The organism is Aquirufa sp. A-Brett2-15D (assembly GCF_054558735.1).
In genome coordinates this window covers 1,059,932-1,085,145 of sequence record NZ_JBSKFT010000001.1, presented here as the reverse complement: position 1 = coordinate 1,085,145, position 25,214 = coordinate 1,059,932, and the positions used below count along the sequence as shown (strand labels likewise).

Sequence of the window (25,214 nt, the reverse complement as noted above, 5' to 3'; positions counted from 1 at the left end):
GTACATAAAGTCTATATAATATATAGAGTAGGTGCAAATCTACGAAATAACCTTTTATTGCCAAAGAATTTTTATATTCGTTTTCAAAATCTTTAAACTATGAAAAAATTATTGACCATTCTTTTTTGTGCACTAGCACTTAGCCTAAACGCGCAGATCGGGAAAGACCCGGCTGGCGTGCAGGTAGTTAAGACGAAACATGCCATTACGATCGCTGGAAAGGTGATTAATTACACGGCGACCACCGGATATATGCATATGAAGGCGGATACGGGTAAGGTTTTGGCCAAAATCTTCTTCACCTACTATTCCAAAGATGACGAAGACGGAGCCAAGCGCCCAGTCACGTTCACCTTCAACGGTGGCCCAGGTTCTGCCTCCTTATGGTTACACATGGGCGGCGTAGGCCCCAAGCGCGTCGTATTAAAGGACGACGGCACCGCAACCGCAGCCCCTTATTCCTACATTCCTAACGAATTCTCCTGGTTAGACAAAACGGACTTAGTCTTCATCGACCCCGTTTCTACCGGCTATTCCCGCGCCGTGGGCGAACCCGCGAGCAAATACCATGGCTACGTAGAAGATATCAAATCCGTAGGCGATTTCGTACGCAACTTCTTAGGTCGCTACGATCGCTGGGCCTCGCCTAAATTCCTAGCGGGCGAAAGCTACGGAACAACCCGTGCCGCAGGATTATCCAAATTCCTACAAGACGAGCACCGCATCTATATTAACGGAGTGATTTTGATCTCTGCTGTCTTGAATTTTGGGACAAATGATTATAACGTCGGAAACGACTTACCTCGCGCTTTATATATTCCATCGTATACCGCAGCGGCCTGGTACCACAAAAAATTAGCTCCCGCTTTACTAGCGAGACCCATCGCGGACGTATTAAAGGAATCCGAGCAATGGGCGATAGGACCTTATGCCACCGCCTTAATCAAAGGCGGCTGGATGTCAGACGCTGAGAAATCTGCCATCGCTGAAAAAATGGCTTATTATACGGGTCTTTCTAAAGAGCTTTGCCTTCAAGCCAACTTACGCGTAGAGGAGAACCGTTTCTACAAAGCCTTACGCCGTTCTGATGGTCTTTCAGTAGGTCGTTTAGACGCTCGTTTCACGGGTCGTAACCTAGATGACGCCGGCGAATACGTCGATTTCGATCCATCTTTCGCGAACATTGACGGACCATTTACCGCCACCATCAACGACTATTTATCGAGAGAATTGAAGTTCACAGAGGAGAAAGGCTACAATGTCTTCGGCGAAGTTTACCCTTGGTCGTACAAAAACGTCCAAAACAAATACCTAAACGTGGCAGAGAGTCTTCGTGATGCGATGGCCAAAAACCCGAACCTTAAAGTCTACCTCGGTTGCGGCTACTACGATTTCGCAACTCCGTACTTCACGGCGGTTTACGATATTGAGCACATGTTCTTACGCCCTGAGCAACGCTCCCGCGTAGACATTAAATACTACGAATCAGGCCACATGTACTACATCCATAAACCATCATTGATCCAATTCAAGAAGGATATTGATTCCTTTTTCGATTCGTCGAAATAAATTGATAACTTTGCCATCCCAATCAGAGGGGTGTCCGAGTGGTTTAAGGAGCACGCTTGGAAAGCGTGTGTAGGTCTCAAGCTTACCGAGGGTTCGAATCCCTTCCCCTCTACAAAGCCTCCCAGCGTTAGCTGGGAGGCTTTTTTGTTTTCAATTGCGAGCCAAGCTTGCTTGGGCGAGCAAGGGAAAATGAAAAAGCATAATCCTAAGCGGAGCGCAGGATGTTAGGCTTTGTGCTAGATGCCCTGCGGGCTGACAGCGGAACGGAGTGGAGCTGTCACTCCCGTTTTTCAAATAGCGAATACTCTAGGCTTTGTGCTAGATGCCCTGCGGGCTGACAGCGAAACGGAGTGGAGCTGTCACTCCCTGAGTTTTAACACTCCCGAAGTCAAAAACGAGATCCTTTTTTATTTGTTAAGTTTAAAGAATTTTGAGACACTTGAATAGCTGTATATTAACCGTTTAAAAAATAGTTTGTTGGAATGAATTGTTATAGTAATATTTATCGCTAATTTGATAAATATAGTTATATAAAAACTTTGAATATTTAAAATAATTACAATTAATTATCTAGTAATAAAAAATTGATTGAGGACTAACTGGTAGCTTGAAACCAGTAAAAAACAGGGCGGTATCGAAAAGCCTTATGAGTAGAATAACATAACCAATATGTAATCAAATGGATTCACAAAAAGTAGACATGTACATCATGTCAAATGCGAAATTTTTCGAAAGTCATCAAATTAACGCGATCAGAGAAAGATTATTAGCTCTTGATGATTCGAAATGGGCAATGATTTCAACTATTCAGTTGAAAGAACCTTCAACAAGTTTAATAGTTTCAATTTTAGCAGGGTCACTCGGAATTGACCGATTTATTATTGGAGATACGGGTCTTGGAATTGGAAAATTATTAACCTGTGGGGGTTTAGGGATTTGGACAATCATTGACTGGTTTATGATTCAGGCGGCAACAAGAGAAAAAAATATGCTAAAAATCCAACAATTTTTGTATTAATGATCAACAGCAGGAACAAGCTGTATTCTTTATTATTTACGGCTTGCGTAGCAGGGTATATTTGGCTTTATTATAGTTTAAACACTATAAATAATGGTTTTTTTGAGGGTTGCTTTATAAAGCAACTGACAAATATACCCTGCCCTTCTTGTGGTTCAACTCGTTCAATTATTTCAATGATGAATGGCGATTTTTTCGGAGCTCTGGAAATTAATCCTTTGGGCTATATTGTTGCCTTCATAATGTTATCGTCCCCCATTTGGATAATAGTAGACATTTTAACAAAAAGGAAAACTTTATTTATATTTTATCTAAAAATAGAGTCCTTTTTTAGAAAACCGCAAGTTGCTATACCATTACTAGTACTTATACTTTTTAATTGGATTTGGAACATAACAAAGGGACTATGATAAACGTGATAAAATTCGCCTATCAACCAGGGGAACATGAGGCAGAAAAAGCATCAAACAGTTATTTAATGTCATTGATTGCCATTATTGCAGGACTTCCTTTACCCATCATCAACCTTATCGCTACTATTATTTTCTATTTGGGAAATCGAAAAGGGACATTTTTTGTTCGCTGGCATTGCACACAAGCATTATTATCTCAGCTCTCTATATTTTTCATCAATAGTTTTGGATTTTGGTGGACTGTGTCTATTATTTTTTCAGATGAAATTATTACCAGTAAATACATTGCCTACCTAATAACTGCCTTGATTTTTAATTTAATAGAATTTATAACAACAATTTATACCGCCATCCAAATAAGAAAAGGGATTCATGTTTCCTGGTGGTTTTATGGTCATCTGACTAACCTAATTTGTAAATCTGGATCATGAAAAAGATACTAATTCAAGGGGTAATTACCATTGCACTTTTTTTTGCTACCTGGTTTTTGTTAATTCAGATAGACTGGGTTGCAATTTTTAAGATTCAGAAAGTAACTGATGAAACGGAAGAAAAAATAGGAGAACTTTTTTGGGAAATGACCCAAAGTACTGAAAACGAAAATAATAGTCCTTTAGTAAAAAATACAATGGATAGTCTGGTGACTAAAATTTGTTTGGAGAATAAAATAGAACGGAAATTAATAAAAATTCATGTACTAGATAAGGATGAGATCAATGCTTTTGCCTTGCCCAATGGACACTTAATTATTTATAGTGGATTGATTTCAAATTCAGATAATCAAGAAGAATTGTGTGGTGTCATTAGTCATGAAATTGCACACATTAGACTTAACCACGTAATCAAAAAGCTAGTGAGTGAAATAGGCCTTTCTGTATTAATTTCTATCACAACAGGTAATGGTAATTCAGAAGCAATTAAAGCAGCTTTAAAAATGCTTTCTTCCACAGCGTTTGATAGAAGTTTAGAAAAGGAGGCGGATATTAAAGCTGTGGACTACCTTATTAAAGCAAAAATAAATCCAGAACCATTTGCCAATTTCCTATTCAAACTTTCTGATAAAGAAAACGAAGAGGCAAAATATTTAACCTGGATAAGTACCCATCCAGATTCGAAAGAAAGAGCTAATTATATTATTGAATACAGTAGAAATAAGAAAGTAAAGTTCGAAGCAATCATAGCAAATAGCACTTGGAGTAAAATAAAAGAAAAGCTCAAAGAATAATTTACATCAAGTTAATTGTGCAGTTGAGTATGTTTTATGTCCATCACCCACGACGTGGACCTAAATGTCTTTCGCGGATCCTGCGAAGAATGGGAGAGGTACCTGAAGGAGCATAAGCCGTATGTGGTATCAAGTAATTTACCGTTAGATAAATAATCACCTATAGTTGTATTAATAATGATACATTTAATAAAATAAAATAATCATAAATAAAATTTGATTATTTATATTTTTTCTCATCAGTACGTGGAGCTCTGAAACCACTTAAATAAACGAGGCGGAACCGAAAAGCCAAAAGAGTAGGGAAAACTTAAACCAAAAAAACTATGAACTATTATCTTCATGTATTAAAAAACTATGCTACGTTCAGCGGGAGAGCAAGAAGAAGCGAGTATTGGTACTTCGTATTATTTAATGCAATTCTTTCATTTGGAATAGGCTTTGTCGGTGGACTAGTGGATTTTGCTTGGTTGTCTACAATTTATCAGGTTGCAATAATAATACCTTCCATTGCCGTAGGAGTTAGAAGAATGCATGATGTAGGAAAAAGTGGTTGGTTTTTATTAATCCCTATCTACAATTTAGTTTTGGCTTGCACTGATGGAGTTAAAGGCGATAATGAATATGGCGCTGACCCGAAGGCTGGTATGTAAACCTAGATCTTATGAAAACAATGTCTATAATTGGTATCGTCTGGTTCACTTTATCACTTTTTTGTTTAATTGGATTTTATGAAACTGACTTAGAGGCTTCTTCGGGTTGGGGCATGTTAGGAATGTTATATGCGATCCCTTTTGCTATAGTAGTATTGGTAAAATCTAATAGTCCAAACTCAACAAGCCACCATGTTTCTCAAGAACTTATTCAGTTAGCAGAACTAAAAGATAAAGGCATTTTGACGGAGGATGAATTTAAAATCAGAAAGTTTAACCTTTTGAATTCTTAATCTAGAAATTATTACATTTACGAAAGTTGGCTTATCTAAAATCTACTATGGTAGAAATTTAAGCCAACTTTCTTTTTGATTTCAACTTTATAAATTTGAGTCTATGAAAAATCTCATCCTCTTACTACTCCTATTCAACTTCTCCGCGAACGCCCAATGGGTCGAATTATTAAACGGACGCGACTTAAGCGGCTGGAAAACCAGCGAAAATCCGAACTCCTTTCAAATAAAAGACGGCGAACTACTTGTCGCTGGCCCCCGCGGACACCTTTTCTATGATGGACCAGTAGGTAATCATAATTTCCAAAACTTTGAAGTTAAAGCCCTCGTGAAAACATATCCTGGAGCAAACTCTGGACTTTATGTTTGTACAGCATTCTTAGAAAATAATTGGCCTTCTCAAGGCTATGAAATTCAAGTGAACAATTCGCACACGGATTGGCGTAGAACCGCCAGCCTCTACGGTATTGTGGACACAGCTGAAAAATTAGTGCAAGATGAAGAGTGGTTTGAATTGTATGTGAAAGTGGAAGGGAATCACATAACCACGAAAATCAACGGAAGAACGGTAGTCGATTTTGTAGAGCCAGCTGGTAAAACGGAAGGCAGACGAATTCAACCAGGAACCATCGCCATTCAGGCCCATGATCCGAAGAGTAGGATCGCCTATAAAAGTGTTCAGGTAAAATTGAACTAAAAAAAAGAGGAGCCTTTTGAGCTCCTCTTTTTTTATCTAAAATACAGATTACAAATCCACTGCTTCTCCATAAGCCGCTTCCGTCGCGCCTTTGAAGGCCTCGGACATCGTCGGGTGAGGATGAACTGATTTCATAATCTCGTAAGCAGTACTTTCTAATTTGCGAACCACAACCGCTTCAGCAATCAGTTCCGTTACATTGTAACCGATCATGTGCGCGCCTAATAATTCACCGTATTTGGCATCATAAATAACTTTTACAAAACCTTCGCGAGCACCCGCAGCTGTCGCTTTTCCTGACGCTACGAACGGGAATTTACCCACTTTAATATCGTAACCAGCCTCTTTTGCCTTCTTCTCCGTCATACCTACAGACGCGATTTCTGGCGTACAATACGTACAGCCTGGAATATTTGAATAATCTAAGGCCTCCGTTTTGTGACCCGCGATTTTCTCTACACAGATAATTCCCTCTGCAGTGGCTACGTGTGCCAAAGCCGGACCAGGAGTCACATCTCCAATCGCGAAATAACCTGGCATGTTCGTTTCGTACCAAGCATTCACGGGGATACGACCTTTGTCCACGATGATACCCACTTCTTCTAAACCGATGTTTTCTAAATTACAGATCACACCCGCGGCCGAAAGAACGATATCACATTGAATTTCTTGATTTCCGGTCGGAGTTTTGATGCTCACTTTGCAACCTTTTCCTTTCGTATCCACTGACTCCACGCTCGAAGACGTCAAGATGTCGATACCCATTTTCTTGTATTGCTTCGCTAATTCTTTAGAAACATCTTCATCCTCTACTGGAACGACGTTTGGAAGGAATTCCACGATCGTTACTTTCGTTCCCATCGCCGCATACACATAGGCAAATTCAACTCCGATCGCACCAGAACCAATGATTACTAAGGAATCGGGACGTTTTTCCAAACTCATCGCCATTCGGTATTCGATCACTTTTTCGCCGTCGATCGGGATATTAGGAAGTGCCCGTGCACGAGCCCCCGTGGCAATCATAATATTTTTTCCGTCGTAAACGGTTTTCTTGCCGTCCGCGTCGGTTACTTCGACTTTCTTACCAGGTTGGATTTTTCCAAAACCCATAATAACGTCGATCTTATTTTTTTTCATCAAAAACTGAACGCCTTTGCTCATGCTATCTGCCACCCCACGAGAACGTGCGATCACTGCTGAGAAGTCCGCTTCAGCACCTTTTACGGTAATTCCGTAATCAGCTGCGTGCTTAATATATTCGAAAACTTGGGCAGATTTCAAAAGGGCTTTGGTAGGAATACATCCCCAGTTCAGGCAAATGCCGCCAAGGGATTCTTTTTCCACGACTGCACATTTTAAACCTAATTGAGAAGCTCGGATAGCTGCTACATAACCTCCTGGGCCTGAGCCTACCACGATCAAATCGTATTGTTGCGCCATTTTATTACTTGATTTAAATGAATGAGGCCGCAATTTAGCACAAAATCGGGTATATTTGCACTTTATTAAGTAGAAAAACACATGACTAGAGACAGGTTCAATGACCTGAAAGCCAGAATAGAGGCTTTAAGGAGGTATCTTTGACTACGATCACAAGAAATATTTAATCTCTGAACTAGAGACGGTGACCTTGGATCCCGAGTTTTGGAATAATCCAGACAAGGCGGAAAGCACGATGCGGGATATGCGCGCGCTGAAGTTTTGGACGGATGGATTCGATAAACTGGCGAACGCACAAGGTGATTTAGAAACTATCTGGGAATTTTACGAAATGGACGAAGCGACCGAAGCGGAAGTGGATGCTGAAGGCGAAAAGCTGGAAGCAAACTTGGAGGCTTTAGAATTTCGCAAAATGATGTCTGACGAAGGCGATAATATGAGCGCTGTGTTAGAGATCAATGCCGGAGCCGGTGGCACGGAATCCCAAGACTGGGCCGCAATGCTCTTGCGCATGTACCTGATGTGGGCAGAAAAAAATGGATTTAAGGTGCGTTTAGTGGACGAAAATCCGGGGGACGTAGCAGGTATAAAATCGGTAACCATCGAAGTGGATGGTGAATTTGCCTACGGAAATTTAAAATCGGAAAATGGGGTGCATCGTTTGGTGCGTATTTCCCCTTTTGATTCGAATGCCCGTCGCCATACGTCCTTTGCTTCAGTCTACATTTGCCCTTTAGTCGATGATACGATTGAAATCGAAATTAATCCGGCAGATATCGACTGGGATACCTTCCGTTCCGGCGGAGCAGGAGGCCAAAACGTCAACAAAGTCGAAACTGCCGTTCGCTTAACTCATAGACCCTCCGGAATCATCATCGCATGCCAGCAAGAACGCTCGCAATTGATGAACAAAGAAGTGGCCTTACGATTGTTAAAATCCAAATTATACCAAATCGAAATCGATAAGCGCAACGCAGCGCGTGCCGAAGTGGAAGCAGGGAAGAAGAAAATCGAATGGGGTTCTCAGATCAGATCCTATGTATTAGACGATCGCCGGGTGAAAGATCACCGCACGAATTACCAAACATCGAATACGGATGCAGTGCTAGATGGGGAGATTAATGAGTTTATTAAGGCTTATTTGATGGAGAACTGAGGCAGTGGTCAGTGGGCAGTGATCAGTGGGCAGTCGTCAGTGGGCAGTGATCAGGGCTTGACTGTGGATTCTTCCACTACTACTGCGGCTTCGGTTTCTTGCTCTAGCGAGGCTAAATAATCGAGTAATAAATCTTTTGCATACGAAAGGGCTAATGCCAGGGCATAGGATTTAATGGCATCGCCCATAAAAGAGCCTTTCTTCTTAGATCCTGAGAATACAGAATATAGCAAATAGCCTCCTGCCAAAATTCCTCCGGCGATCAGCATCTGGTTGCCCACCTTTTTGTATTCGGTGACTGTTTCTGAGATGTCCTCTTGAATAGCAGCTGCTTGGCTTTCTAATTCGTCTCTTTTCGCTTTATTCTGACTCATTTTCGTGCGGTTTTAGGGATAAGAATAGAAATATGCTGGCCAAACCAATGATAGCAGCCACAATGAAATAACCTACGAAACGGCTCTCTAAAACCTGGTTGATCCACTCAGATCCACCCAAAAGGAGGAAAAATAGAGTAATTGCGAAACCCGCGCCTATTAAAACCAATTTGAAAACCCGAACAAGGATCTCCTCCAGTTTTTCTTGAATATCTAACTTGATGATCTCAAATTGTGTCTTGAGATATCCAGTAATCAATTCAACTAGGCGGTTATTTTCGAAAAAACCCATGCTTTATTTTTGCTTTAACTTCGCTTCAATCGAGTGTTGTGTATGCGGAACTAAACGTAAACGTTCTTTGGAAATCAATTTACCAGAATCAATGCAAACGCCATAAGTACCGTTTTTAATGCGCATTAAGGCATTTTCTAAGTTCTGGGCGAACTTCATTTGACGTACAGCTAATTGATTTAAATTCTCCTTCTCAGCTGTTTCCGCTCCATCTTCCATCACTTTCGAGTTACCGGACGTTGCATCTGTACCTGTGTCGTTTTTTCTATTTAGCGCCTCTCTTAAATACTTTAATTCGGCGTTTGTATCTTCTAATTTACTTTTGATAATTACCTCAAACTCTTTTAAATCTTCAGCTGAGTATTTTTGTTTTTCTTCAGTAGCCATAAATCATTTTAATATGTATTCCGTATAATAGAGCGCAAATATAATTAGCTCGATTGGAATAAGGTAATGAAACGGATAAAATCTCTGACAAATTTTTTAGTCCCTGTTTTTCAGGGGTTTAAGCCAGTCTTTATAGCCTTTTATGGCCAAAAGTGTGAATATAAAATAAAGCCCAGCCGTAGTCCACAAACCTTTCTGAACATACATAACCACATAGATAAGATCCGCGCCAATCCAAACTAGCCAGTTCTCGATTTTTCGTTGTGTGGCTAACCAGGTACCGTAGATACTTAAACCTGTTAGGGTAGCATCTAAAAATGGAAAGCTAACCGAGGGAAAATAATTTAGATGTAAAAATCCAGACCCAAAACCGAAAAGCAAAGCGATGGCTAATCCAGCGGAAAGTTGTGTAATAGTTGATTTCTCCGGCTTCCAATCCTGTTCAGAGCGTGACCAATTCCACCAACCATACACCGCCATTAGGATAAAAAAGCCTTGTAATTCCATGTCGGAATAAAGGCTATTCTGCCAAAATACATATCCATAAAGTCCGGAGGCAATAATATTGAGTGCCCAGGCGAGGCTATTTTTTACCATACTGAGTAATACACCTATTAAAGATGCGAGCGCCGCGAAAATCTCGATTACACTCATTCCTTTTGATTCTTTTGATAAAAAGCACAAAGATGCGTGATTTCGCATTTTGCACATTGTGGCGTTCTCGCTAAACAAATGTAACGCCCATGCAAGATCAACCAATGGTGGGCAGTGGCAATGACTTCGTCAGGTAAGTTTTTGATCAAGGCCATCTCCACTTTCAGCGGAGTGCTTGCCGTTTTAGGAACTAATCCTAATCGCCTAGAAACTCTAAAAACGTGGGTATCTACCGCCATAGCTGGTTGGTTATAAATCACAGAGGCAATAACATTTGCCGTTTTGCGACCTACTCCCGGTAAACTCTGCAAATCGTCCATGGTCTCTGGAACTTCGCCGGCGAAGAGGTCGGTGATTTTTTGGCCTAAACCTAAAAGATGTTTCGCCTTATTATTCGGATAAGAAACCGAGCGGATGTAGGAGAAAATCTCCTCCACGCTGGAATCCGCTAGGGATTTTGCATCCGGAAATCGCTCAAATAGGGCAGGGGTGACCTGATTAATGCGCTTATCCGTGCACTGCGCAGATAAAACCACGGCGACTAATAATTCGAAGGGATTCGTATACTGTAATTCTGTCTCCGCCTCAGGAAACCGAGTCGAAAAATGCTCCACAAACGCCTGAAATCGCTCCTTTTTTAACATATTTTTACTAAAATTACCCAGATTTTCTGAATAAAAAAGCCCCTAATGTGCTAGGGGCTTTTTACTCTTACGCGCATGTTCGAGAATTTTCTCGATACTCCTTTCGGAGGGCTCTGTATAAGCCGAATTCAGCCAATTTTGGACCTGTTTTAAACGAGCAAATTCTTGTTTCTCGTCTTCATTTAAAGTTTGCTGGAACCCTATTTCAGGTTCATAAAGGTTTTTAATCAGGTCATTTGGGGTAGAGCTTTTTGTCATAGGCAAGGTCTTGTTTCTCTAACATTTTTCGCAGGTTAATGAGCGCATAACGCATGCGTCCTAGTGCGGTATTAATACTTACTTGGGTTAAATCAGCGATTTCTTGGAAGCTTAATTCTTCGTAGTGACGCATCACGAGTACTTCGCGTTGCTCATCAGGAAGCTTTTTTATCAAGTCCTTGATATTAACGATCATATCTTCTTTTAATTGTTTATCCTCCGAACTTTCTTCAGAAAATTGAAAACTATTCCAAAGTGGGGAGCCATCATCCAATACAATTTTAGGATAACGCTTCTCTTTGCGGAAGTGATCGATGGCCATATTGTGGGCTATGCGCACGATCCATGGCAGGAGTTTACCTTCTTCGTTGTATTTGCCTTGGTTGATAACGTCCAAAGCTTTAATATAAGTCTCTTGTACAAGATCTTCTGCTATGTAGCGATCTTTTACAATCAGGTATATAGTTGTATAAACTTTTGATTTACTACGATTTAGAAGCGTTTCGAACGCTTTAGAATCACCTTGGATGTATGCGGAAATTAACGCTGCATCGTTAACGAGTATTTTGCTCATAAAAAAGTAAAATGGTTAACGTAGAGGTTTATCTCATGCAATAGGGTCTATTTGGGCGAATTGAATTGTTTTTCTTTCGCAAATTAGAAAATTCTTTTTAAAAACAAAATCATATTAATTTTTGAATAAAAAATTGTCACAAAATTTGGAAGCTCATATAAATTCTTAATTTTGGATTCCTAAACTAAAATAAAAAATGAAAAATTTACGTTCTATTGTGTCAGCATTGGCCCTGACTTGTTTGGCCTTTATTTCTAACGCTCAAAAAGCCGCTGACTATGTGGGCGAATATACGATGAGCGAAAACCCCTATGTGAAAGTTTTAAAGCTATCAGATAAGGACGGTAAATTAATTATGACTGCGGAAGGATTTCCTGATACAGAATTAACCGCTGGCACGAAGCCAGATGCTTTTGTTCTAGGTGGCATGGGTGGTGAAATTTCATTCACACGTGTGGCTGGTGCTGTGACTAAATTAAAAATTGAAGCACAAGGTCAAACTTTAGAAGGCGTGAAGGCGGGTGCAGCAGTAGCAGCAGGCGTGTCAGAATATGCGGCATCGTTTAAAATGGCAGATAATGAGTATGTAAAAAAGATGATCGTTAAAGCGAAAGATGGTAAACTATTAATCTCCTCTGATGCAAGCCCTGATGAAGAAGCAGTTTTAACTGCGGCATCTACACCAGATACCTTTGCAACTAGTATAAAAGATTATGAGGCTGAAATTACATTCGGCCGTGCAGCAGGGAAAGTGCAGACGATTAAAATATCAGTAGCTGGTGGCGCGGTAGTGCTTACGGGTACGGTAGAGTAATTGATCCCAAATTCAGACCAACAAACATAAAAAAGGGCTTCGTATTTACGAAGCCCTTTTTTTATTTCAATTGTCTTCGGTAGAGTTGAATGGTATTCTCTAAGCCGTAATAGAGGGCATCGCAAATGAGGGCGTGGCCGATAGAAACTTCGTCTAGCGGATTTACATTCGCTGCGAAGTACGCTAAATTCTCCAGGCTTAAATCATGGCCAGCGTTAATGCCTAGACCGATTTGCTGTGCTCTGAAAGCAGCTTTTCGGTAAGGAGCTACGGCTTGTGTCGGGTTCGTCGGGAATTCCGTTGCATAAGGTTCTGTATATAATTCGATGCGATCCGTGCCGGTGCTGGCAGCCGCTTCGACCATTTCTAGGACAGGGTCCACGAAGATGGACGTACGAATTCCAGCTTCCTTAAAGGTCGCAATCAGACGCTTTAATAATTCTTGGTGTTGAATGGTATCCCAGCCGTGGTTGGAGGTGATTTGGCCCAAAACATCCGGAACTAAAGTCACTTGATCCGGCTTTACGGCTAAAACCAATTCCACAAAGGAGGCCTCTAGCGGATTTCCTTCTATATTAAACTCAGTGCTAATTTTATCTTTTAAAACATATACATCTGCGTAGCGAATGTGACGTTCGTCTGGGCGTGGGTGAACTGTAATTCCTTGTGCACCAAAACGTTCGCAATCCAAAGCCACCTGGATCAGATCCGGGTTATTACCACCCCGCGCGTTACGCAAAGTGGCAATTTTATTGATATTGACGCTGAGTCTGGTCATTAGATCAGTTGATGAGCTGCTAAGTATTCGACTATTTGAACGGCATTCGTTGCAGCTCCCTTACGCAAGTTATCGGCAACGATCCAAAGATTTAAGGTATTCTTTTGGGATTCATCGCGACGAATACGACCTACAAAAACCTCATCTTTTCCGTGCGCGGTAATCGGCATCGGATACAAGCAATTTTTCGGATCATCTTGAACGATAATTCCCTCTTCTTTTTCTAAGATCGCACGTACCTCCGATAGATCAAAATCATTCTCGAACTCGATATTGACTGCCTCCGAGTGACCACCAATTGTAGGAATACGAACGGTCGTGGCAGTCACCTTGATCGAGTCGTCCATCATAATTTTGTTCGTCTCTAAAATCATCTTCATCTCCTCTTTCGTGTAGCCATTATCCAGGAATACGTCGATGTGAGGCAAAACGTTTAAGTCGATTTTGTGTGGATATACTTTCGCATAATCCGTTTTTCCTGCGCGCTCATCAAATAATTGATCGACCGCCGCCTTGCCCGTTCCAGTTACGGATTGGTAAGTGGAAACCACCACACGCTTGATTTTGTATTTTTTGTGCAAAGGATTTAACACGACTACCATTTGGATGGTCGAGCAATTCGGGTTGGCAATGATTTTATCTTCTGCGGTTAAAGTGCTCGCATTGATTTCTGGTACGACTAATTTTTTCGTGGGATCCATGCGCCAAGCAGACGAGTTGTCTACGACTGTGATGCCCGCTGCGGCAAATTTAGGAGCCATTTCTAGTGAGCTGCTTCCGCCTGCTGAGAAAATTGCCACGTTAGGTGTCATCGAAATCGCCGTTTCGTAACCTACCACCGTGAAGTCTTTGCCTTTAAAATTCACCTTTTTACCGATCGAACGCTCGGACGCAACCGGGATTAACTCGGTGACAGGAAAATTTCTTTCCGCTAATACTTTTAAAATTTCTCCGCCTACTAGTCCTGTAGCGCCTACAACTGCAACTTTCATTCTATTTATTTAATTATAATGGATATGTAATTCCAATTCCCACAGACCCTGTGGAACCTAATTTAATGCCCATTTGGGCTTTACTTAATTCGTTATATCGTTTTAAAGCTTTGTTAAAGTGCCTATTGCTTACGGTTCCTATGTAGACATTTGCTATGGCAATTCCTCCCACCGCTGACCAGTAAAAGCCATCCGATATGCTTCCTTTACTCAAATAGGTAGATAAAGCGAATACCGTAGACATGCCGGCTAACCAGTTAGAAAGATTACGTTGTCGTTTGAATTTCAAGAATTCGACACTGATTTCCGGGTCTTTGGCTTCCATTAATGGTATTTGTAGGGCCAAAGGATGATCAATAATCTGCCTATCATAAATAAATTTCCTACTCCAAACTCCTTGCACTTCCTCAATCGGAATGAGTTTTTTTTCTTGAGCTGAAGCGCAATAGCTGAATGCAAACAAAAAGAAAAGTAAGATCCTGATTTTCAAAATAAAGCTAGAATTTTGACTTGCAAAATTAGGGCTTAAATCGGGGAATCGAAAGAAAAATCAACGAAAATCATATACCTGAGAGGGACAAACGGCTAAATCTAGCGGAATATCGTGGCTTTCGATATCCTCGATCAATTCAACAGGTTCGAACAGGCTAATGCCTATTTTCAGGCAATCGGGTCTACATAAAGCCAAATAGCGATCGTAAAAACCCTTTCCATAGCCTACGCGATGACCTTTTTTATCGAACGCAAGTAGAGGGATTAAAATGATATCGAATTTCGTAGGCTCCACTGCGACACCACCCAGCGGTTCAGGAATGCCCCATTCGGACGGGGTAAATTCGGATGCAATAACCATTTCCATCGTAGCATCGGAAGCTGACGACACGCGAGGAAAAGCAAATAAGCCTTCAAGCTGATCTAAACTAATTTCTTTGCGGTAGGGAATGGCCTTAAAGCTGGCGATGGTTTTTTTGTCTTCAAGAAGCGGAGGCAAGAAGGAAAGAATAGTTTTTGAGCGAACAGCAATTTCGTCTTTGCTTAATTGCGCCCGTTGCGCCGCCACTATATTTCGAATCTCAGCCTTCTTCATATTCAAACCTAGGTAATTGCTTTCAGAATACAAATCATCACGTGAGATGTTCGGTATAATTTTGTATTTTTGCCTCAATTTTGCCGATTATTTTAATTTAACCCCGCACGTCTGTGAGCTTTAAGGAATACAAAAATTTAGATTACGCCGCTTTGGCAGATGAAATTCTAGATTTCTGGAACGCGAATAACATCTTTGAAAAATCCATCTCCACACGGGAAGGACAACCGACGTTTACGTTTTTCGAAGGACCTCCTTCTGCGAACGGAACACCTGGTATTCACCACGTGATGGCGCGGGCGATTAAGGATATTTTTTGTCGTTACCAAACACTTAAAGGCAAACAAGTAAAGCGAAAAGGGGGCTGGGATACACACGGTTTGCCGGTGGAATTGCAGGTAGAGAAGGAATTAGGCATTACGAAAGAAGATATTGGTAAGAGTATTTCAGTCGAAGAATACAATAAAAAATGCCGCGAGACGGTGATGAAATTCACGAATCAGTGGAATGATTTGACGGAGAAAATGGGTTATTGGGTGGATCTTGAAAACCCCTATGTAACCTACCAGGCGAATTACATTGAGAGTGTTTGGAATATATTAAAGCGTTTATACGATAAAGGTTTATTATACAAGGGATACACGATTCAGCCTTATTCGCCGGCAGCGGGAACGGGTCTATCGTCCCACGAATTGAATCAGCCAGGTTGCTACCGTGATGTGAAGGATACGTCCTTAACGGCACAGTTTAGGGCGATAAAGACTGCAAAATCGGAGTTTTTGTTCAAAGCTTCAGGCGATGCTCCAGTCTATTTATTAGCTTGGACGACGACGCCATGGACTTTGCCTTCTAATACGGCATTAACGGCAGGAAAGAATATTTCTTATGTTCTAGTTAAGACCTTTAATCCGTATACGTTTGTTCCGGTTCATGTGGTTTTGGCCAAAGACTTAGTCAAAAACTACTTCCAAGCAGCCGCCGAAAACAGCGATTTTGCAGCTTATGAAGCGGCAGAGAAAAAGCCTCAGGCAATTCCCTATGAAATCGTAGCCACTTGTAAAGGTTCAGATATAGAAGGAGTTGAATACGAGCAATTGATGCCGTATGTGCAACCTTTAGCTCCCGCTTTCCGCGTGATTTTAGGGGACTTTGTGACGACGGAAGATGGAACGGGGATGGTGCATACCGCACCGACTTTTGGAGCAGATGACTTTAGAGTAGCAGCCCAAAATGGCATTCCAGCCCTATTAATCCAAGACGAAAACGGGAAAGAGGTTCCTTTAGTGAATCGCCAAGGCCGTTTTGTGGCGCAGGTGACGGACTACGCTTTGGAACCCGTAAAAGAAGCCTATTTAAGTGATGAGGAGAAAGAAGCGGAGCGTGTGAAGCAAGGTCGCGATAAGTATTTGTCGGTGGATGAGCGTATTGCGATTCAATTAAAGACGGAAAATAAGGCCTTTAACGTACAGAAATTTGATCACTCCTATCCACATTGCTGGAGAACGGATAAGCCGGTTTTGTATTATCCATTGGACTCTTGGTTCATCAAGACAACGGCGGTAAAAGATAAATTGATTGCCTTAAATAAGACGATTCAGTGGAAGCCAGAGTCGACCGGAACGGGTCGTTTTGGTAATTGGCTGGAGAATCTAGTGGACTGGAATTTATCCCGTTCGCGCTATTGGGGAACGCCTTTGCCTATTTGGCGGACGGAAGATGGTTCAGAGGAAATTTGCATCGGTTCCTTAGAGCAATTGAAATTAGAAATCGAAAAGGCGCTGGCTTCTGGGGCTTTAACGGTCGTTCAGACGAAAGGTAATACCGCCTTTCTACAGGCTTTAGCCGCAGGAGAAGCGGATTTACACCGCCCGTTTGTGGATGAGGTTTTCTTGCTTTCTGCCACTGGTAATGTGTTAACGCGGGAATTGGATTTGATTGACGTTTGGTTTGATTCGGGTGCGATGCCGTTTGCACAATGGCATTATCCATTTGAAAATCAAGACATTTTTAAGCAGAGTTATCCGGCGGATTTCATCTCGGAAGGGGTGGATCAAACACGTGGCTGGTTCTTTACTTTGCATGCGATTTCGAGTATGCTGGAAGACTCGGTCGCGTTTAAAAACGTAGTATCGACGGGATTGGTTTTGGACAAAAACGGAAACAAAATGTCCAAACGCCTAGGCAACGCCATCGATCCATTCTCCACACTCGCCACCTACGGCGCTGATCCAACGCGCTGGTACATGATTACCAATGCGCAGCCATGGGATAATTTGAAATTTGATTTAGCTGGAATTACGGAGGTGCGCAACAAGTTCTTTGGCACACTGACGAATACCTATAATTTCTTTGCCTTGTATGCGAATCTAGATGGATTCGCTCCGGCTGGCATAAAAGAGGAGGATTTAACGGAATTAGATCGTTGGATTCTATCTAAATTAATGAATTTGATCGCGGAAGTGGAGGAGGCTTTCGAAAGCTATGAGCCCACAAAGGCAGGTCGCGCGATCCAAGATTTCGTGTGTGATCATTTATCAAATTGGTATGTTCGTTTGTCACGCCGACGCTTCTGGAATCCGGAAACGGCAAATCAGGCAATCAACGCGGATAAACAAGCAGCTTACGAGACTTTATATCACTGCTTAGAGACGGTGGCGCAATTAATGTCGCCTATCGCGCCTTTCTATGGCGAGTGGCTATTTAAGAATTTATCGGATAAAGAATCGGTTCACTTAACGCATTTTGCGCAAGTAAATCCGAGTCTGCAAAATCCAGCACTAGAAACCTCGATGGAATTAGCGCAAGGTATTTGCTCCCTGGTTCACTCGATTCGCAAGGTGCACCGCATAAAAGTGCGTCAGCCTTTAGCGCAAGTATTAGTGCCGGTGTTGCAAGAGTCGGTTAGAGACCAAATCCGTCGCGTAGAAGATCTGATTAAATCAGAGGTAAACGTGAAGGAAGTCAATTATTTAAACGATGCATCTGGCGTATTGAATAAGAAAGTGAAGCCTAATTTCAAGGCTTTAGGGCCAAAGTTTGGGAAAGATATGAAGGTGGTAGCGGAGGCGATTACGGGCATGTCTGCTTCAGATTTAGCTACCATTGAGTCTACAGGGTCTTCAAAAATTCAAGGTTTTGAAATTGCCTTAGCAGACATAGAAATCTTGACGGAAGATATGCCGGGTTATTTGACGGCAAGTGAGGGAGGTTTGACAATTGCGTTAGATAATACCTTAACGCCGGAATTAGTTCGTGAAGGGAATGCAAGAGAATTTGTGAATCGCGTTCAAAACCTGCGTAAAGATTCTGGTTTCGATGTAACGGATAAAATAAATATCCAAGTGCAGCATTCGAACGACGAATGGAAAGCTAGCTTGGATGAATTTAAAGCATATATTTCACAGGAAGTACAAGCTTTGAGTTTGGAATGGGTGGATTCGGCCTCGACCGAAATTACGTTTGAGGAGTCTAACTTGTTCGTTAATGTCACGGTAGCGTAAATCATATGATTCGGAAGCTCACTTATTTGATTATACTTTTAGGTGGGTTTTTTCCTGTGGCTGCTCAGGTTTCTGCGCAAACGGAGATGCAAACACAGGCGCAATCCGAATCACTGATGGCGGACGGGATGCGCCACTACATGAAGGAGGATTTTGGTGAGGCGATTCTGGTTTTCGAGAAGCTGGCGAAAGTGCAAACTCAGGAGCCGGCGGTCTTTTATTATTTGGCTAAAAGCTACCTCGCTGACAAACAACTCACCTCAGCCCGAGCTAATGCGGAGAAAGCCAATCTATTATCTCCCTACTCCTTCGATTATGGGCTGCTATACGGAGATTTATTGCTGGCGAACAAGGAATATAGGAAGGCTTTGGACTGCTTCGAAAAGCTCTTAGCCTACGACGATCATCGCTTTGATTCTGAACCTGATATGATTCGGGTGAAGCAATTTGTCTATTTATCTAAAGGTGACGATAGCAAAGACCTCACTCAAAAAAATAAGTATTACCTGCAAGCCGCTGATTTAGGTCCCGTTCAAGAAGAACTCTGGGTGCGTATCATTCAATTAGACTGGGAATTAAATCAGAAAGAAAAGGTAGTCGAACATGCTTTAGAAGCCCTTGATAATTATCCTCGAATGGCTCCCTGGGTTTATCCCATTTTAGGGGATGCCTACCAAGCCTTGGGGAATAATGCTGCGTCTGATGCGGCCTTTAATAAAGCCTTAGCGGCAAACCCGAAGGATGATCACGTCCTAAATAATTACAGTTATTTCTTATCCATTCGAAAGGAAAAATTAGCCTTAGCAGATTCGCTATCTGCGCGTCTAGTCCAAGACCATCCGAAAAACGGCACTTATTTAGATACCCGTGCATGGGTATTATTTGAACTAAAACGCTACGTGGAGGCTCGAGTAGCCATGGAAGCGGCCTTGAAGGATCGCGAGAATGTTTCGGCTACTTTGTGGGAACATTATGGTGATGTACTATTTCGTTTAAGGCTGGTAGATAAAGCAGTGGAGGCGTGGAAGGAAGCCCTTCGATTAGAACCGAAGCGAGAATCAGTAGATAAAAAGATTCAAATGCGTCAAATTCCCGAAAATTGAGCTATTTTTGAAATTAAAATTCTTCCTCATGCGGATTCTTTTTAGTCTTGTCTTTTTGTTTTTGCTATGTGCCTGTGCTCCTAAGGCGACAGTGACGATGACTCAAGAGGTGAAAGTAGATACGATCCGAGTTGATTCTACCCCTGTAGTCGCGGTGGTCCCTGTAGAAGAGGTGGATCAACAACCTGCTTCGGATGATTTGAATTTCACTTATTTGAAAGCTAAATCGAAGGTGGTTTGGAAAGCCGGAAATAATACGGATAATTACGTGGTGGATATCCGAATGAAGAAGGATAGCATTATTTGGGCGAACATTTCGGTCTCTATGATATCTGGTGCGGCCGTTTTATTCACAAAAGACCGAGTGCAATTTTACCATAAGATCAATAACGAATATACGAATTTGACCTACGATAGTTTGAGCACGAGTTTAGGATTTAAAGTGTCCTATGATTTGATCCAAAACATGATCGTAGGCAATCAGCCCTTTAAGAAAAATAGTACGAGACGGGTAGTCCGGGAGAATGAGAATTTTATAGTAAAACAGCAAGAGGGGCATGTGGAAGTAAATAATTGGGTAGGTCCTAACCGCAAATTGAAAAAAATATCAGTGAATGATTTGCCTACATCGAGCAAATTAACATTAGACTATGAGGATTTCGCGACCTTAAATTCGGCGATTTTTCCTTTTTCTAGTTCGATAACTTTGGACTTAAAAAATAAAGAAAATCAATTTAATCAGACATTGATAACCATTAAGTATTCTAAAGTTGAGCTATTAGACACTCCTCTAGAATTCCCATTTAAAGTGCCTGCTAAACTTTTAAAGAATTAAAATATTGAAATATTTCGTTTTTATCCTAGGTCTATTATTTACGTTTCATTCATTCGCTCAGACGGATAAGAAAGCGGCTTTAGAGCAGCAGAAAAAGGATAATTTATCTAAAATCAAAGAGCTTAATTCGATTATTTCCCGTACTTCGAAGAAGAAAAAAGCTTCCATAGGGAAGCTAAATGTCATAAAAGAGCAAATCGGAGTGCAGAAAAAGCAGATTACTGTACTGGAGCAAAATCAACAAATCTTAGCAGAAGAAGCCCAAAAATTACGCGAAGAGGGCGATGTATTAAAAGCGAAATTAGAGCGCTTGAAGAAGGAATATGCCTTGATGATTTATGAGGCTCAGAAGTCATCTACGGTTTATAATAAAATGAGTTTCTTGTTATTATCGAATGATTTAGGCGAGTTTGTCCGTCGTTTTGATTACCTCCGTCATTATTCTGCAAACCGAAAAAAGCAGGCAGATTTAATCTTTAAGACGCGTCAAGATTTAATGACTCAGGAGCAAAAAGTCGTTTACAAGAAGAAGGAGGAGAAGAAAGTATTAGTGGAAAAAGAAGGGGAGAAGAAGAAGTTAGAGGTATTAAAAACGAAGGAGGATAAGGTGGTTACGGTTTTGACCCAACAAGAAAAAAAGCTGAAGACGGAATTAGAACGCAAAAAATTAGCGGTTCGCAAATTAGATAATTTGATTGCAGGTATAGTCCAGAGAGAAATTCAGAAGAGTATTGATCGGGAACGTAAATTACGCCTAGCGCGGCAGGTGAAGAAGGTAGATGTGGTGAAACCAGCTTTGCCGGAATTGAAGAAAGGGGAAACGACGAAGATTTTAGCGGAAAAAGAAACGCCTAAAGAAGATAAGAAAACAGTCGTAGCCGAGACGAAGAAGGCAAAAGCAGAGCCGGCACCTGCTCCAGCTCCAGCCGAAGAAAAGAAGATCGAAAACAATACCTATTATATGAATGCAGATGAGGCGAAATTAGCGAGTTCGTTTGCAGCCTTGCGTGGACGCATGCCGTTCCCGGTGCCTTCCGGATTTATTTCGGATCATTTTGGAGTACATAAACATCCTTTATTGAAAGGTGTGATGATTAATAATAACGGAATTGATATTCAAACTTCGCCAGGTTCACCGGTTCATTCGGTATATGATGGGGTGGTTCAATCAGTCGTGAATATTCCGGGTATCAATATGGTGGTGGCCATTCAGCACGGTGATTATTTCACGGTTTACAGTAAACTTGCTAATGTTTCAGTGAGTGTAGGGACGCGTGTAAGAACTGGTCAAAGAATTGGTTCAGTGGCTTCAGATGACGATGGAACGGCAGAGATTAATTTTCAGGTTTGGAAAAATACGGTACGCCAAAACCCCGAGTCTTGGCTTCGTCGCTAAAAATTATACGCCACCTTGAAGCTGATGTTGCGACCTTGATCATCCGCATAATAACGGAATCGATTTAAATAGTCGCGATAGGCCGTGTTCAAAGCATTAGAAACGCGTAAGCTTAGGTCGAAAGCCCGAACACTCATTCCCCAGTTTAAATTCACTAAAAAATACCCTTCCGGGGGAGCCGAATAATCGGATCCGTCTTCCACCCTAGTTTGTCTAGCAACGGAGGTAATTCCTCCACTCACATAGTGCTTATTTTTTTTAAATGCATAGCGTAATAGGTATTCAAAACGGTCCGCTGGTATGCCCACTAGGTATTGATCGTTTTCAGTGTCAAATGCCCTAACTAGGCTCATTTTCTGTTGAATAGACAATCGCTCACTAAGCAGATAGCTTGCTTGAAAATCTATTCCTTGGAATCTAGCATTTACTTGTTGGTAACTAAAGATGGGAAATACCCCTCTGACCGTAGTCGCGTAAACGGCATTTCCATTCAGTACATCAGGTCTTAAATAGATAAAGTTGTGGATTTGGTTTGAATATAAACCTAATTCAATGTCCCATCGCTCTCGCTTGTACGTAGTGCTGAAGCTTAGGTTCATAGCAGATTCCCCCTTTAAATTAGGGTCCCCTATTTCGAATGCGCCAGCCCCGTGGTGGACCCCATTTGAGAATAATTCATTTGCTCCAGGCGCTCTAAAGGCACGAGATGCGGTAAATTGAGATTCAGTGAACAGATTCCAACGGTAGGTAAATCCGATACTTCCTGACAATCCGTTGAAAGTTTGTTGATTTCGGAGAATGTTAGGGGAAAAATTGACTTTCGGACGATGGGTTTCAATGTCTTTTACATCATATCGTAGACCTAATTCGAGTTCCCACTTTTCTGTTGCTCTGCGTTCGATGGCAAAAACCCCTGTATTCTGTAGGGAATAATTAGGTAATAAACTGGTCGTCAAAGTGGGGTTTTGAACTCTTTTGCCGGAGGTGATATTTCCTTGGCTTAGGAAGGTCATTCCAAATTGACCTTTCCACTTTTTATTTGTACTAGACTCGTCATATAGCCATTCGCCGCTGTAGGTTTCTAAATTAAATCGAAGTGTATTGATATTTTTTCCAGCTCTAAGAACATCTAATTCCCAGCGCTCATCTGATTGCATGGCTATTGTCGCTCGAAGGGTGGCATTAGTGGGTAGATGATAGAAGCCTTTTATTTTTGCCAAATCATGCCAAACATCCTGGTTAGGTCGATTCAATTCACGACTGAATTCATCTGGAGTAAATGCGGCTAATGGCCTATTTCTAGCAATTGATCGCTCTAAATCCGCTATATTTCCAATGTGAGAACCTTCATAAATTCCAATTAATGAATGGAAGCGGCTGTAGAAAAAATCTGCGCCTAAGCGATCTGATTTATAACCAATTGCCCCAGAGAAATTTTCCTCTTTAACCCCGGTATTACTCAGGTAATAGTCAGCACTCTGGATATTTCCCCCGTCTTTTAAAGTCCCTTGAATGCGCCATCCCCAGCCTTTTGAACGGGGAATACCCCCTTCTAAAAGTCCAGACAAAACCCCTTGGCGACCATTGCTGAAGTAAATGCTTTGAATAGAACCGTGTAGGGAAGCGGTATCGGGTAAGGGATTCGGCTCGAGCATCACGATGCCACCGATGGCATCACCGCCATAGCGAAGTCCACCTGGCCCCTTGATGACTTGAATGTTTTTGGATACAAATGGATCGACTTCGGGAGCGTGCTCGCTACCCCAGTTTTGGCCTTCTTGTCTGACGCCTTGATTCAAAATAATCACACGATTAGAGTGTAAGCCATGAATGACTGGCTTAGAAACGGAGCTACCGGTTTGAAGGCTTTGGACACCGGTGAGGCCTTTTAGCATCTCCCCTAATGACAAACCATCCTTCTGAGATCTTTCTTCTTCACTCAATTGAGACTTCAACTGGGAGGTAATTTCTTGTTTTCTTCCCTGCACAAAAACTTCTTGCAAATGTTCATCATGCGAACTCAAAACAAAGTCTTCTTCGTGTTCATCTGTTAAATTAATGGTCGTTTCGATGGGATCAAAACTAGCCATTTGGCAGACTAGGATATACTTTCCAGGGCAAAGATCCTTTATGAGGAACAATCCATTTGCATCGGTAATGGTCGCTTTATTCGTGCCTTTTATGAAAACATATGCACCCGGTACTTTCTCCTTATTCTCCTTAGAAGCTACAAAGCCTTTTAAAGAACAATGGCAATTCGTCTGTCCGATGGCACCGAAAGAGAGAAAAGCGAGAAGAATGAACAGGTAACTTTTGAGCATAATAGGGTATAAAGATAGGTCTAATAGCCCTTTTTATCCAATTATTCGAGAGGTAAAAGATTAACCCTTTTGCTTTGGCGATGAATGAGGCAAATGGGGCTACCAAATTTTGTTTAATTATTTTAAAAAAAAGTTAAACAATTAATTTGTTTTGTTTAATCTTTTTATAAATTTGTTGAACAAAATAGTTTATCAACATGACAGCTTTAGAGTTTACCTATCAAATAGGCACGTTTTCTAAGTTTTTGCGCCCTTTCGCTTTGCGTTTGACCAAAGATGGAGATGATGCGAACGATTTAGTTCAGGACACTTTAGTCAAAGCATTTACGAATCGCGAAAAATACCAAGACGGGACAAACCTGAAAGCTTGGTTATTTACGATCATGAAGAATACGTTTATTACACAGTACCAACGAATGGTTCGTCGTAATACGTTTATCGATACAACAGATAATTTGCATTACATTAATTCGATGGAGTCATTGCAACAAAATGATGCAATCAACTCTTTCGTCAATCAAGATATTCAATCTGCACTTGCAAAAATAGATCATGCATACCGAGTTCCATTTATGATGTATTTTGAAGGTTTTAAATACCATGAAATTGCAGAAGAATTAGACCTTCCTATCGGGACGGTAAAAAATAGGATATTTATGGCAAGACGTGATTTGAAAACACACTTACACATGTATGCCTAAGATTTTCAATAGGTTTTGATTAGTTTTTTGGTTAACA

At 41.4% G+C, this 25,214-nt stretch carries 27 protein-coding genes and 1 tRNA gene; 16 read left to right on the top strand and 12 right to left on the bottom strand.

The genetic code is table 11. The features are described 5' to 3' along the window. Window positions 1–99: 99 nt before the first annotated feature. The 9 genes from ACST14_RS04805 to ACST14_RS04765 all read left to right on the top strand — a co-directional run bounded on the left by ACST14_RS04805 (window position 100) and on the right by ACST14_RS04765 (window position 5,868). Window positions 100–1,569 carry a S10 family peptidase gene (locus tag ACST14_RS04805; protein ID WP_459461106.1) on the top strand — a complete coding sequence of 490 codons (1,470 nt, stop codon included), beginning with the start codon at window positions 100–102 and terminating at the stop codon, window positions 1,567–1,569. A gap of 24 nt (window positions 1,570–1,593) precedes the next feature. Next, window positions 1,594–1,681 (top strand) — tRNA-Ser (locus ACST14_RS04800). 567 nt (window positions 1,682–2,248) lie between these two features. Then, window positions 2,249–2,587 (top strand): TM2 domain-containing protein, encoded by a 339-nt coding sequence (locus ACST14_RS04795; protein WP_459461105.1) that lies wholly within the window; start codon window positions 2,249–2,251, stop codon window positions 2,585–2,587. Further along, window positions 2,587–2,997, top strand: coding sequence for a DUF2752 domain-containing protein (locus tag ACST14_RS04790; RefSeq protein WP_459461103.1), 411 nt, complete (start codon window positions 2,587–2,589; stop codon window positions 2,995–2,997). The genes ACST14_RS04795 and ACST14_RS04790 overlap by 1 nt, the downstream gene beginning before the upstream one ends. Further along, window positions 2,994–3,431: a hypothetical protein gene (locus ACST14_RS04785; protein WP_459461101.1), complete on the top strand. Its 438-nt coding sequence runs from the start codon at window positions 2,994–2,996 to the stop codon at window positions 3,429–3,431. The genes ACST14_RS04790 and ACST14_RS04785 overlap by 4 nt, the downstream gene beginning before the upstream one ends. Continuing rightward, window positions 3,428–4,225 (top strand): M48 family metallopeptidase, encoded by a 798-nt coding sequence (locus ACST14_RS04780; protein ID WP_459461099.1) that lies wholly within the window; start codon window positions 3,428–3,430, stop codon window positions 4,223–4,225. The genes ACST14_RS04785 and ACST14_RS04780 overlap by 4 nt, the downstream gene beginning before the upstream one ends. A gap of 326 nt (window positions 4,226–4,551) precedes the next feature. Beyond that, window positions 4,552–4,878, top strand: a complete 327-nt coding sequence (locus ACST14_RS04775) for a DUF805 domain-containing protein (protein WP_459461097.1) — start codon at window positions 4,552–4,554, stop codon at window positions 4,876–4,878. Between the two features lie 11 nt (window positions 4,879–4,889). Continuing rightward, window positions 4,890–5,171 (top strand): SHOCT domain-containing protein, encoded by a 282-nt coding sequence (locus ACST14_RS04770; RefSeq protein WP_459461095.1) that lies wholly within the window; start codon window positions 4,890–4,892, stop codon window positions 5,169–5,171. A 103-nt stretch (window positions 5,172–5,274) separates the two neighbouring features. Further along, a complete protein-coding gene (locus tag ACST14_RS04765; protein ID WP_459461092.1) occupies window positions 5,275–5,868 on the top strand; it encodes a 3-keto-disaccharide hydrolase in 594 nt (197 codons plus the stop codon). Between the two features lie 48 nt (window positions 5,869–5,916). Here the strand turns inward: ACST14_RS04765 and lpdA are convergent, their stop codons facing one another. Then, complete coding sequence (gene lpdA, locus ACST14_RS04760; protein WP_459461090.1) at window positions 5,917–7,311, bottom strand: dihydrolipoyl dehydrogenase; 1,395 nt, start codon at window positions 7,309–7,311, stop codon at window positions 5,917–5,919. 81 nt (window positions 7,312–7,392) lie between these two features. Between lpdA and prfB the strand changes: the two genes are divergently transcribed. Beyond that, a protein-coding gene (gene prfB, locus ACST14_RS04755; protein WP_459461088.1) for a peptide chain release factor 2 occupies window positions 7,393–8,467 on the top strand; the annotation gives its coding sequence in 2 pieces (ribosomal slippage) (window positions 7,393–7,443 and window positions 7,445–8,467; 1,074 coding nt in all). Between the two features lie 50 nt (window positions 8,468–8,517). On the opposite strand, the gene ACST14_RS04750 is transcribed toward prfB, so the two are convergent. The 6 genes from ACST14_RS04750 to ACST14_RS04725 all read right to left on the bottom strand — a co-directional run bounded on the left by ACST14_RS04750 (window position 8,518) and on the right by ACST14_RS04725 (window position 11,650). Next, window positions 8,518–8,841, bottom strand: a complete 324-nt coding sequence (locus ACST14_RS04750; protein WP_459461086.1) for a hypothetical protein — start codon at window positions 8,839–8,841, stop codon at window positions 8,518–8,520. Further along, a complete protein-coding gene (locus ACST14_RS04745) occupies window positions 8,828–9,133 on the bottom strand; it encodes a hypothetical protein (RefSeq protein ID WP_459461084.1) in 306 nt (101 codons plus the stop codon). Before ACST14_RS04745 ends, ACST14_RS04750 begins: the two co-directional genes overlap by 14 nt. A gap of 3 nt (window positions 9,134–9,136) precedes the next feature. Then, window positions 9,137–9,520 carry a TraR/DksA family transcriptional regulator gene (locus ACST14_RS04740; protein WP_459461082.1) on the bottom strand — a complete coding sequence of 128 codons (384 nt, stop codon included), beginning with the start codon at window positions 9,518–9,520 and terminating at the stop codon, window positions 9,137–9,139. A gap of 96 nt (window positions 9,521–9,616) precedes the next feature. Beyond that, window positions 9,617–10,174 (bottom strand): nicotinamide riboside transporter PnuC, encoded by a 558-nt coding sequence (pnuC, locus tag ACST14_RS04735; RefSeq protein WP_459461080.1) that lies wholly within the window; start codon window positions 10,172–10,174, stop codon window positions 9,617–9,619. Beyond that, on the bottom strand, window positions 10,171–10,818 hold the full coding sequence (nth, locus tag ACST14_RS04730) for an endonuclease III (protein WP_459461078.1): 648 nt from the start codon (window positions 10,816–10,818) through the stop codon (window positions 10,171–10,173). The genes pnuC and nth overlap by 4 nt, the downstream gene beginning before the upstream one ends. A 232-nt stretch (window positions 10,819–11,050) precedes the next feature. Next, window positions 11,051–11,650 carry an RNA polymerase sigma factor gene (locus ACST14_RS04725; protein ID WP_459461076.1) on the bottom strand — a complete coding sequence of 200 codons (600 nt, stop codon included), beginning with the start codon at window positions 11,648–11,650 and terminating at the stop codon, window positions 11,051–11,053. A gap of 196 nt (window positions 11,651–11,846) precedes the next feature. On the opposite strand from ACST14_RS04725, the gene ACST14_RS04720 reads away from it, so the two are divergent. Continuing rightward, window positions 11,847–12,464, top strand: coding sequence for a hypothetical protein (locus ACST14_RS04720; RefSeq protein ID WP_459461074.1), 618 nt, complete (start codon window positions 11,847–11,849; stop codon window positions 12,462–12,464). Between the two features lie 61 nt (window positions 12,465–12,525). On the opposite strand, the gene ACST14_RS04715 is transcribed toward ACST14_RS04720, so the two are convergent. The 4 genes from ACST14_RS04715 to ACST14_RS04700 are packed head-to-tail and all read right to left on the bottom strand — an operon-like array spanning window position 12,526 to window position 15,399. Continuing rightward, window positions 12,526–13,242, bottom strand: coding sequence for a pyridoxine 5'-phosphate synthase (locus ACST14_RS04715; protein ID WP_459461072.1), 717 nt, complete (start codon window positions 13,240–13,242; stop codon window positions 12,526–12,528). Next, window positions 13,242–14,234, bottom strand: coding sequence for an aspartate-semialdehyde dehydrogenase (locus tag ACST14_RS04710; protein WP_459461070.1), 993 nt, complete (start codon window positions 14,232–14,234; stop codon window positions 13,242–13,244). The genes ACST14_RS04715 and ACST14_RS04710 overlap by 1 nt, the downstream gene beginning before the upstream one ends. A 13-nt stretch (window positions 14,235–14,247) precedes the next feature. Further along, complete coding sequence (locus ACST14_RS04705) at window positions 14,248–14,724, bottom strand: hypothetical protein (RefSeq protein WP_459461068.1); 477 nt, start codon at window positions 14,722–14,724, stop codon at window positions 14,248–14,250. A gap of 60 nt (window positions 14,725–14,784) precedes the next feature. Beyond that, complete coding sequence (locus ACST14_RS04700; RefSeq protein ID WP_459461066.1) at window positions 14,785–15,399, bottom strand: 5-formyltetrahydrofolate cyclo-ligase; 615 nt, start codon at window positions 15,397–15,399, stop codon at window positions 14,785–14,787. 35 nt (window positions 15,400–15,434) lie between these two features. Here ACST14_RS04700 and ileS point away from each other — a divergent pair, with 35 nt between their 5' ends. Genes ileS through ACST14_RS04680 form a run of 4 tightly spaced genes read left to right on the top strand, consistent with a single transcriptional unit; the run spans window position 15,435 to window position 22,155 of the window. Then, complete coding sequence (ileS, locus tag ACST14_RS04695; protein WP_459461064.1) at window positions 15,435–18,821, top strand: isoleucine--tRNA ligase; 3,387 nt, start codon at window positions 15,435–15,437, stop codon at window positions 18,819–18,821. 5 nt (window positions 18,822–18,826) lie between these two features. Beyond that, window positions 18,827–19,924 carry a tetratricopeptide repeat protein gene (locus ACST14_RS04690; RefSeq protein WP_459461062.1) on the top strand — a complete coding sequence of 366 codons (1,098 nt, stop codon included), beginning with the start codon at window positions 18,827–18,829 and terminating at the stop codon, window positions 19,922–19,924. A gap of 28 nt (window positions 19,925–19,952) precedes the next feature. Then, window positions 19,953–20,759 (top strand): DUF4292 domain-containing protein, encoded by an 807-nt coding sequence (locus tag ACST14_RS04685; RefSeq protein WP_459461060.1) that lies wholly within the window; start codon window positions 19,953–19,955, stop codon window positions 20,757–20,759. A 4-nt stretch (window positions 20,760–20,763) separates the two neighbouring features. Continuing rightward, window positions 20,764–22,155, top strand: coding sequence for a murein hydrolase activator EnvC family protein (locus ACST14_RS04680; protein WP_459461058.1), 1,392 nt, complete (start codon window positions 20,764–20,766; stop codon window positions 22,153–22,155). Here the strand turns inward: ACST14_RS04680 and ACST14_RS04675 are convergent. Continuing rightward, window positions 22,152–24,476, bottom strand: coding sequence for a TonB-dependent receptor (locus ACST14_RS04675; protein ID WP_459461056.1), 2,325 nt, complete (start codon window positions 24,474–24,476; stop codon window positions 22,152–22,154). The two genes, ACST14_RS04680 and ACST14_RS04675, sit on opposite strands and share 4 nt — an antisense overlap. Window positions 24,477–24,673: 197 nt before the next feature. Here ACST14_RS04675 and ACST14_RS04670 point away from each other — a divergent pair, with 197 nt between their 5' ends. Beyond that, complete coding sequence (locus ACST14_RS04670) at window positions 24,674–25,177, top strand: RNA polymerase sigma factor (RefSeq protein WP_459461054.1); 504 nt, start codon at window positions 24,674–24,676, stop codon at window positions 25,175–25,177. The last annotated feature ends 37 nt before the right edge of the window (window positions 25,178–25,214 follow it).

Coding starts and splice junctions, on each gene's coding strand:
- ACST14_RS04805 (WP_459461106.1), top strand. CDS start 100: ATGAAAAAATTATTGACCATTCTTTTTTGTGCACTAGCACTTAGCCTA.
- ACST14_RS04795 (WP_459461105.1), top strand. CDS start 2,249: ATGGATTCACAAAAAGTAGACATGTACATCATGTCAAATGCGAAATTT.
- ACST14_RS04790 (WP_459461103.1), top strand. CDS start 2,587: ATGATCAACAGCAGGAACAAGCTGTATTCTTTATTATTTACGGCTTGC.
- ACST14_RS04785 (WP_459461101.1), top strand. CDS start 2,994: ATGATAAACGTGATAAAATTCGCCTATCAACCAGGGGAACATGAGGCA.
- ACST14_RS04780 (WP_459461099.1), top strand. CDS start 3,428: ATGAAAAAGATACTAATTCAAGGGGTAATTACCATTGCACTTTTTTTT.
- ACST14_RS04775 (WP_459461097.1), top strand. CDS start 4,552: ATGAACTATTATCTTCATGTATTAAAAAACTATGCTACGTTCAGCGGG.
- ACST14_RS04770 (WP_459461095.1), top strand. CDS start 4,890: ATGAAAACAATGTCTATAATTGGTATCGTCTGGTTCACTTTATCACTT.
- ACST14_RS04765 (WP_459461092.1), top strand. CDS start 5,275: ATGAAAAATCTCATCCTCTTACTACTCCTATTCAACTTCTCCGCGAAC.
- lpdA (WP_459461090.1), bottom strand. CDS start 7,311: ATGGCGCAACAATACGATTTGATCGTGGTAGGCTCAGGCCCAGGAGGT.
- ACST14_RS04750 (WP_459461086.1), bottom strand. CDS start 8,841: ATGAGTCAGAATAAAGCGAAAAGAGACGAATTAGAAAGCCAAGCAGCT.
- ACST14_RS04745 (WP_459461084.1), bottom strand. CDS start 9,133: ATGGGTTTTTTCGAAAATAACCGCCTAGTTGAATTGATTACTGGATAT.
- ACST14_RS04740 (WP_459461082.1), bottom strand. CDS start 9,520: ATGGCTACTGAAGAAAAACAAAAATACTCAGCTGAAGATTTAAAAGAG.
- pnuC (WP_459461080.1), bottom strand. CDS start 10,174: ATGAGTGTAATCGAGATTTTCGCGGCGCTCGCATCTTTAATAGGTGTA.
- nth (WP_459461078.1), bottom strand. CDS start 10,818: ATGTTAAAAAAGGAGCGATTTCAGGCGTTTGTGGAGCATTTTTCGACT.
- ACST14_RS04725 (WP_459461076.1), bottom strand. CDS start 11,650: ATGAGCAAAATACTCGTTAACGATGCAGCGTTAATTTCCGCATACATC.
- ACST14_RS04720 (WP_459461074.1), top strand. CDS start 11,847: ATGAAAAATTTACGTTCTATTGTGTCAGCATTGGCCCTGACTTGTTTG.
- ACST14_RS04715 (WP_459461072.1), bottom strand. CDS start 13,242: ATGACCAGACTCAGCGTCAATATCAATAAAATTGCCACTTTGCGTAAC.
- ACST14_RS04710 (WP_459461070.1), bottom strand. CDS start 14,234: ATGAAAGTTGCAGTTGTAGGCGCTACAGGACTAGTAGGCGGAGAAATT.
- ACST14_RS04690 (WP_459461062.1), top strand. CDS start 18,827: ATGATTCGGAAGCTCACTTATTTGATTATACTTTTAGGTGGGTTTTTT.
- ACST14_RS04685 (WP_459461060.1), top strand. CDS start 19,953: ATGCGGATTCTTTTTAGTCTTGTCTTTTTGTTTTTGCTATGTGCCTGT.
- ACST14_RS04675 (WP_459461056.1), bottom strand. CDS start 24,476: ATGCTCAAAAGTTACCTGTTCATTCTTCTCGCTTTTCTCTCTTTCGGT.
- ACST14_RS04670 (WP_459461054.1), top strand. CDS start 24,674: ATGACAGCTTTAGAGTTTACCTATCAAATAGGCACGTTTTCTAAGTTT.